General features: G+C 34.8%; 10 protein-coding genes and 1 tRNA gene. 5 read left to right on the forward strand and 6 right to left on the reverse strand.

Translation table 11 applies throughout. The features are described from left to right. Both P8I29_07865 and P8I29_07870 read left to right on the forward strand, forming a co-directional pair. Nucleotides 1–236: helix-turn-helix transcriptional regulator (locus tag P8I29_07865; protein ID MDG1917703.1), on the forward strand; the 236-nt coding region annotated here is incomplete at its 5' end. Between the two features lie 257 nt (nt 237–493). Beyond that, nucleotides 494–1,282, forward strand: coding sequence for a class I SAM-dependent methyltransferase (locus P8I29_07870; GenBank protein MDG1917704.1), 789 nt, complete (start codon nt 494–496; stop codon nt 1,280–1,282). A 77-nt stretch (nt 1,283–1,359) separates the two neighbouring features. On the opposite strand, the gene P8I29_07875 is transcribed toward P8I29_07870, so the two are convergent. From P8I29_07875 to P8I29_07890, 4 genes are all read right to left on the reverse strand, one after another. After that, a tRNA-Met gene (locus P8I29_07875) sits at nt 1,360–1,433 on the reverse strand. A 58-nt stretch (nt 1,434–1,491) separates the two neighbouring features. Beyond that, on the reverse strand, nt 1,492–2,229 hold the full coding sequence (locus tag P8I29_07880; protein ID MDG1917705.1) for an isoprenylcysteine carboxylmethyltransferase family protein: 738 nt from the start codon (nt 2,227–2,229) through the stop codon (nt 1,492–1,494). Further along, nucleotides 2,229–2,903 carry an FKBP-type peptidyl-prolyl cis-trans isomerase gene (locus tag P8I29_07885; GenBank protein MDG1917706.1) on the reverse strand — a complete coding sequence of 225 codons (675 nt, stop codon included), beginning with the start codon at nt 2,901–2,903 and terminating at the stop codon, nt 2,229–2,231. The genes P8I29_07880 and P8I29_07885 overlap by 1 nt, the downstream gene beginning before the upstream one ends. 10 nt (nt 2,904–2,913) lie before the next feature. After that, nucleotides 2,914–3,918, reverse strand: a complete 1,005-nt coding sequence (locus P8I29_07890; GenBank protein MDG1917707.1) for a bifunctional oligoribonuclease/PAP phosphatase NrnA — start codon at nt 3,916–3,918, stop codon at nt 2,914–2,916. Nucleotides 3,919–4,003: 85 nt separating this feature from the next. On the opposite strand from P8I29_07890, the gene P8I29_07895 reads away from it, so the two are divergent. Continuing rightward, on the forward strand, nt 4,004–4,423 hold the full coding sequence (locus P8I29_07895; protein MDG1917708.1) for a nucleoside-diphosphate kinase: 420 nt from the start codon (nt 4,004–4,006) through the stop codon (nt 4,421–4,423). Between the two features lie 55 nt (nt 4,424–4,478). Here P8I29_07895 and P8I29_07900 read toward each other — a convergent pair whose 3' ends face one another. Beyond that, the gene (locus tag P8I29_07900) at nt 4,479–4,772 is read right to left on the reverse strand and encodes a DUF721 domain-containing protein (GenBank protein ID MDG1917709.1); all 294 of its coding nucleotides are present in this window, start codon (nt 4,770–4,772) and stop codon (nt 4,479–4,481) included. Next, entirely contained in the window at nt 4,756–5,859 is a 1,104-nt protein-coding gene (gene recF, locus P8I29_07905) for a DNA replication and repair protein RecF (protein MDG1917710.1), read from the reverse strand. Before recF ends, P8I29_07900 begins: the two co-directional genes overlap by 17 nt. Before the next feature lie 114 nt (nt 5,860–5,973). Here recF and P8I29_07910 point away from each other — a divergent pair, with 114 nt between their 5' ends. Together P8I29_07910 and ribH are read left to right on the forward strand one after the other, a co-directional pair. Further along, the gene (locus P8I29_07910) at nt 5,974–6,660 is read left to right on the forward strand and encodes a tetratricopeptide repeat protein (protein ID MDG1917711.1); all 687 of its coding nucleotides are present in this window, start codon (nt 5,974–5,976) and stop codon (nt 6,658–6,660) included. Nucleotides 6,661–6,689: 29 nt separating this feature from the next. Beyond that, the gene (ribH, locus tag P8I29_07915) at nt 6,690–7,178 is read left to right on the forward strand and encodes a 6,7-dimethyl-8-ribityllumazine synthase (protein MDG1917712.1); all 489 of its coding nucleotides are present in this window, start codon (nt 6,690–6,692) and stop codon (nt 7,176–7,178) included. The last annotated feature ends 3 nt before the right edge of the window (nt 7,179–7,181 follow it).

Below are 7,181 nucleotides of genomic sequence, written 5' to 3' on the forward strand. Positions count from 1 at the left end.
TAGTATTTGATAAAATTAAAATGCAACTTCTCATAGGAAAAAACATAAAAAACATTCGTGAGAAGAAAGGAATTCCCCAACAGGTCTTAGCCGCTCAATGTAATATGGAAAAATCTAATTTAAGTCGCTTAGAGTCAGGGGGCTCAAATCCTACATACTTTACCTTATACAAGATTGCTTATTATTTAAATGTTTCTGTTTGTGAACTCACAAATATTGAAATAGAAAAAAAATAAGATTCTTTGTTTAACTCATAGTGATTAAACCACATTGACACCTAACTTATTCTGAAAGTCTTCCTTCAATTGATCTTATCAAAAACAACAAAAGCCTATCTATTGAGGTGTGTTTGAAACTGCTTCGCCTAAAGCACTTAATACAAAGCTGAATGATATACACCCCTAATAAACGGCGTTTATCTGTCCCCTCTCATGTTAGGAGATTATTAAGTATGTAAGAAAGATTCATAATAAAATTTTGTTTATTTGCTCCGATGGATAAATTAAACAAAAAGATAGAAATAAATCGTCAGTCCTGGGAAGATAGAACCGCTATTCACCTCAAATCTGACTTTTACGATTTGGAATCTTTCAAAAAAGACCCCATGTCACTCAAATCTATTGAGTTAGAAGCTATGGGCGATGTTAAAGGCAAGTCTTTTTTACATCTGCAATGCCACTTTGGTCAAGATTCTTTGTCTTGGGCTAAAAAAGGGGCAGATGTTACTGCTGTGGACTTCTCTCCTGCTGCTATATCTGCCGCCAAAGGACTTTCTAAAGAGCTCAATATTGAGGCTAATTTTGTAGAATCTAATGTTCTTACTCTTGATTTAGAAAAAGAATTTGATATTATATTTATGTCTTATGGTACATTAGGCTGGCTACCGGACCTCAAATTGTGGGGCTCAATAGTAGCTAAACACCTCAAACAAGGTGGTACTTTTCTTCTTGTCGAGTTTCACCCTGTATTAGACATCCTAGACGATAAAACACAACACCCTTACTTTTTTGATGAGAATACTCCTACAACTTTAGAAATGGGTTCTTACACCGATTGTGGTGAAGATATGAAAACGGAATATTGCTGGTGGAATCATTCTCTAAGTGAAATTTTTGTTGCCCTCGAATCTAATGGTTTAAAATTACAGTCTTTTGAGGAGTTTGACTACTCTCCTTATTTCATAAAAGGCACCGTTGAACGCCAAGAAGGTCAGTATGTTCTGAAAAATAGAGCTAAGCAATCTTTGCCTTATGTCTTTTCACTGAAAGCTACTAAGAAGTAATATTCTAGACACTTCACTGGTAATCATTGAGTTATTATAACAAAAAAAGCCCCTGCAAACGCAGGGGCTTTTTAGAGTAGCGAGGGAGAGATTTGAACTCTCGGCCTCCGGGTTATGAATCCGACGCTCTAACCAACTGAGCTACCTCGCCATAGTTGGGACGGCAAATATACTATTTTTGTCAACTCTTCAAATAGGTTTTTTAATTTTTACGACCTTCCTTCTTCATCTAATAATGAGGTACTTCTTTTTAATGTTCTTAGAACTAAACTTACTAGTGTAGTAATGGCAAGTACATTCAGCCATGACTCCGAAACAAGAACCTTATTTCCTTCAAAAAAATTCCTTAGCAATAGCACAAATACAAAACCTATGACCGTAGCTAGTACGCCCGAATATTCTCTCCTTAAAACACTTACTACTGAAAAAGGAATATTGCTCTTTTTAAATTGGGAAAACTTAGGTATAAATGCTGGTAACTTACTAGCCCATTCTAAGTATTGCTGTCCAAATTTGCGTTCCAAAAAACGTTCTTCGGCAAACATAATACGCTCATAATATACCCAATACAACAGACTAACCACTACAACAAAATACCAATTGAATGTAAATACTACAATACCTATCCACATAAAATAATTACCCAAATATAAAGGATGTCTGACCATAGAATAAATACCAGTACTATTCAAAACTTCTGCCACTTGTTCTTTGGTGTTTCTTCCAGAAGTGCCTCGAGGTGTTGTACCGATGGTATAAGCACGAATTAAAAATCCAACTAAAGACAAAGCTATGGCTAAAACGGAATAATTCTCTGCTAATAAAGGGTGTGTAGAATCAGTAAAATAAAGGAATGGAATAGCCAAAATAAAGAGGACAACTGGAAATTGCCCTCTATATTTAAACAAAAAATTACCTTGCTTTTCTAATTCGTTGATTAATGCCATTAGTTTATAGACAATAATTCTACTTCAAAGATAAGTGTAGCATTTGGTCCTATTGCCCCTCCTGCTCCTCTTTCACCATAGGCTAAATCAGATGGTATATACAGCTTATACTTTGAACCTACATTCATTAATTGTAAAGCTTCTACCCAACCTGGAATAACACCGTTTACAGGAAATGTAGCCGGCTGACCTCTGTCTACCGAACTGTCAAAGACAGTACCGTCTAATAGTGTTCCATGATAATGAACAGTAACCTTGTCAGATTCACTAGGCGTTGCCCCTGTTCCATTAGTAATTATTTCATATTGTAAGCCCGATGAAGTTGTGATGACACCTACTTTCTTAGCGTTTTCAATTAAAAAAGAACTTCCTTCAGCAGTAGCCTCTTGACTTTTCTTTTCTGATAATTCGAGAAAGTAATCTTGTATTAATAGATTGGCTTCATCTTCAGTAATTCTTACTTCTTTGTCACTGAAAACATCGTTAAAGGCTGACGCCATAGCATCGGTTTCTATACTTTCAAAACCGCTATTTTTAAGGTTGTTGGCAACACTTATTCCCAAGCTATAACTTACAGAATCTATTTGTGTTGTTAATTCAGCATTTGTGTAGTTTTCTTGATTACATGCTACTAATGTAGCCGCAACACCAAGGATAAAAAGTTTGTTTTTCATTGTTTTTAATTTAGTTGTTATTAATATAGTTAGGGATTATGTTTTTAAATTTTGAGATTGCTTCTTCCATCGTAGTGAAAAAAGCACCCCCTGCTGCATTATTATGACCGCCACCATTAAAATGATCACGAGATAATTGATTAACAGAAATATCACCTTTAGAACGAAAAGATATTTTAATTATTCCATCACGTTCAACCATAAAGGCTGCTACATTAATGCCTTCTATAGAAAGTGCATAATTAACTATTCCTTCAGTATCGCCTTTTTTAAAGTTAAATCGCTCCAATTCTTCTTTACTTAGATGTATGATAGCTACTCCTAGCTCTCTGATTACTTCCATCTTTTCACTCAAGCAATAGCCTAATAATTTCAGTCTGCTAACAGAGTTGTTATCATGAATTTGGTCATAAACCCAATCGTTTCTAGCACCTTTTTGCATTAAAAAAGATACCACTTGATGGGTTTTAGAAGTTACCGAATTGAACCTAAAGTTACCTGTGTCAGTCATTATTCCAGCGTACAAGCACTCAGCAATATCTTGATCTATCATGTCTTCGTCTCCCAACAATTCTAAAAATTCAAAAATGAGTTGAGCCGTAGAACATGAGGTAGTATCTGAAAAATTAAAATCAAAAACATCGGGTTGCTGATGGTGGTCAATCAATACTTTCAAGGCTTTTGATTCTTCGACAACAGGTGCAAAAGTATCTATTCTACTAAGTGTATTGAAGTCTAAACAAAAGATTAATTCCGCTTTTTTTGTTATTCTTTTAGCTTTTTCTTCATGAAAACAATACTCAATAACGTACTCATCACCTTTCATCCACTTCAAAAACTTGGGGTAATCGTTTGGTGTAATAACCTGTACGTCATGCCCTTTCATAAGCAGGTAATTATACAAGGCTAAAGAAGAACCCATAGCATCGCCATCTGGACCTTTGTGTGTCGTTATTACCACCTTTCGAGGTGTGGATAAAAACGCTTTTAATTCATTTAATTCTGTTGCTTTCATAAAGTTTGCTAAAATAAGAATAAAACTGAGTGTAAATGGTAAAGGAATTTTATAAATTCGCGCCATTAATTTTTAACAGATAAAAATGGCAACTAATAGAACATTTACAATGATAAAGCCCGAAGCAGTGGAAAATGGCCACATCGGAGCTATCTTAGAACGAATCAATGCTGCAGGATTTAGAATTGTAGCAATGAAAAAGACAGCACTTTCTGCTGAGAAAGCAGGTGAGTTTTATGCTGTTCACAAAGAACGTCCTTTTTATGGTGAATTAGTAAGTTATATGAGCTCTGGTCCTATCGTTGCTGCCATTCTTGAAAAAGATAATGCAGTACTAGACTTTAGAACTCTTATAGGTGCTACTGACCCATCGGAAGCTGCTGAAGGAACTATCCGAAGTGAGTTTGCTGAAAGTAAAGCAAAAAATGCTGTTCACGGTTCTGACTCAGATGACAATGCTGCTATCGAAGGAGATTTCTTTTTCTCTGCTGAGGAAAGATTCTAGTATCAGAAAATAACAATATAAACGAAGCTCTAAATCTTACGATTTAGGGCTTTTTTTATTTAAGAACGATATCGGTAATTACCTCTTTACCTACAGCTTCATTTAAGTCCTTGATAATTTCTGACTTCTTGTAGGATAATTCTTGCCTTAAAGTAGAAGAATTTAATCGAATATGAAGCTTATTGTTTTGTATAAACACTTCTTCAGTATATTTAGCTAAGCTAGGCCCCAAGACTTTATCCCATTCTGTTATAATTTTGACTTCGTCGAGTTTACGTTCCCATCCACTCTGCCTCAAAAAGTCTTTTATGACTTCTCCTAATGTCTGCTGATTACTCTTCCTTTTCAACGGCTCCGTCTTTTATGTGAAACAATTTATAATCGGCAGAAATCTTATCAAATATCTGCTTAGATCGTTCGGGGTGTGTGTCGGTAACAAATATTTGTCCAAAATGATGTTGATCGACTAATTTCATAAGGTGTTCTACCCTATTATCATCCAATTTGTCAAAAACATCATCCAACAACAACATGGGCTTATAACCTAAAGCCTCTTGCATAAAATCAAATTGGGCTAATTTAAGTGCTAAGAGATATGTTTTTTGTTGACCTTGCGAACCTACTCGCTTAATAGGATAGCCATTCAAATGAAAAACCAAATCATCTTTATGGATACCCACAGATGTGAATTTTACAATTCTATCTTTTTCAAAATTTTGTTGACATAAATCCAAAAAGCTATGTTCTGTTAATTGAGATTCATAATGTATGCTTACTTCTTCTTCAGTATTAGAGATAGAAGTGTAATAATCTAGAAATATAGGAGATAACTGATTTAAAAAAGACTGTCTTTTTTTAAAAATAATATGTGCTAATGGCGACAATTGCTCATCATACAGTGCTAAGGAACTCAACTGAATGGATTTTGAATCCATAGACTTCAAGAGTGCATTTCTTTGCAAGATTAACTTATTGTATGCGATTAAAGTATTCAGATATTCTTTATCAAACTGGGATATTACACTATCCATATACTTTCTTCTTACATCACTTCCAGCCAAAAGCAACTCGCTGTCGGTTGGGGACACCATAACCAAAGGAAATAAGCCAATATGCTCAGCCAACTTGCCGTACTTTTTCTTGTTACGTTTAACTATTTTTTTAACACCACTCTTAACTGCACATTGTACCAACTCTTTCTTGTCGTCTTTCTCAAAAATACCCTCAACAGTCATGAAAGATTGATTATACAATACATTCATACTATCCTGTTTGATGAAAAAACTTTTGGTAAACGATAAATAGTGAATGGCATCTAGAAGATTAGTTTTTCCAGAACCATTATTCCCAACGAAACAATTGATATTGGGGTTAAAATCTAAACTACTATCAGAATGATTTTTAAAATTTAATACAGATAATTTATCTAAATACATTGGTGCTCAATTCAATACCACTAAAGTATCTATTTTTTAAGTTATTAGAAGTCAAATACATCAAACTTTTTCAAATGGAAAAAAAGGTTATTTTTGTGGCTCAAAATTAAAATAATGGCAAAGAAGAAGACAGACAAAACAGAAGAACAATTCGCAGTAGTTGAAGAAACGTTAACTCGTACTGAGCAATGGGTAGAAAACAATCAAAAGACTTTATCTACTATAGTTTTTGCTATTGTAGGTGTAATTGCGTTGTACTTGGCTTTCGATAAGTTTTATGTTGATCCTATAAATGAAGAGGCACAACAAGAACTGTTTAAAAGTGTGAGTTACTTTGAAGCTGATTCATTCAATTTAGCCCTTAATGGGGTTAATGGAGAATACGGTCTTCTTTACATTATAGACGATTATGGTTCTACTGAAGCGGGCAACTTAGCAAATTATTATGCTGGTGTATGTTTCCTTAAAACTGGCGATAACGAAAGTGCTATTGACTATTTAAGTGATTTTTCTAGCGATGATGAAGTTGTCTCTTCTGTTGCATACGGAAGTATGGGCGATGCTTATATGAATACTGGCGAATTTGATAACGCTATTAACTATTGGACAAAAGCCGCTTTCAACAGTAAAAATGATTTCACCACTCCTATCTATCTAAAAAGAGCTGCAATGGCATTGGAAGAAGATGGCAATTTAGATAGAGCTCTTGAATATTACACAATCATTCAGAAAGAATATTCAAACTCTGATGAAGCACGAGACATCGATAAGTTTATCACCAGAGCTCAATTGAAACAATAATTTAATAGCTCGCTTTGCGAGCTTTTTTTATGGCTACAGCAAACAAAAATTTATCTGACTACAACTATAACGACGTTCCTTCAGCAGAGGGTATGAAGTTTGGAATTGCTGTTGCCGAATGGAATAGTGAAATAATAGAAGGCTTGTTCAAAGGTGCTAAAGAAGCCCTCTTGGCTTGTGGTTGTATAGACGCTAATATTATCAGAAAAAATGTCCCGGGAAGTTTTGAACTTCCTCTTGCCGCACAATTCTTTTTTGAATCTTCCAAAGTAGATGCTGTTATCTGTTTAGGTAGTGTTATTCAAGGAGAAACCAAACACTTCGATTACGTTTGTCAAACTACTGCTCTTGGGATAAAAGATGTATCCTTAAAATACAATAAGCCTGTCATCTTTGGTGTACTCACCGATAACACCATGCAACAAGCTATCGACCGCTCCGGCGGAAAGCATGGAAACAAAGGTACTGAAGCGGCAATTAGTGCTATAAAAATGCTTAGCCTTAAATCAGAATTTTAAACA

Source organism: Flavobacteriales bacterium (genome assembly GCA_029248105.1).
Classification (GTDB): Bacteria; Bacteroidota; Bacteroidia; order Flavobacteriales; family UBA7312; genus UBA8444.

Excerpts from the sequence above, each read along its gene's own strand:
- P8I29_07895 (MDG1917708.1), top strand. The coding sequence starts at position 4,004 with ATGGCAACTAATAGAACATTTACAATGATAAAGCCCGAAGCAGTGGAA.
- P8I29_07880 (MDG1917705.1), bottom strand. The coding sequence starts at position 2,229 with ATGGCATTAATCAACGAATTAGAAAAGCAAGGTAATTTTTTGTTTAAA.
- ribH (MDG1917712.1), top strand. The coding sequence starts at position 6,690 with ATGGCTACAGCAAACAAAAATTTATCTGACTACAACTATAACGACGTT.
- P8I29_07890 (MDG1917707.1), bottom strand. The coding sequence starts at position 3,918 with ATGAAAGCAACAGAATTAAATGAATTAAAAGCGTTTTTATCCACACCT.
- recF (MDG1917710.1), bottom strand. The coding sequence starts at position 5,859 with ATGTATTTAGATAAATTATCTGTATTAAATTTTAAAAATCATTCTGAT.
- P8I29_07910 (MDG1917711.1), top strand. The coding sequence starts at position 5,974 with ATGGCAAAGAAGAAGACAGACAAAACAGAAGAACAATTCGCAGTAGTT.
- P8I29_07870 (MDG1917704.1), top strand. The coding sequence starts at position 494 with ATGGATAAATTAAACAAAAAGATAGAAATAAATCGTCAGTCCTGGGAA.
- P8I29_07885 (MDG1917706.1), bottom strand. The coding sequence starts at position 2,903 with ATGAAAAACAAACTTTTTATCCTTGGTGTTGCGGCTACATTAGTAGCA.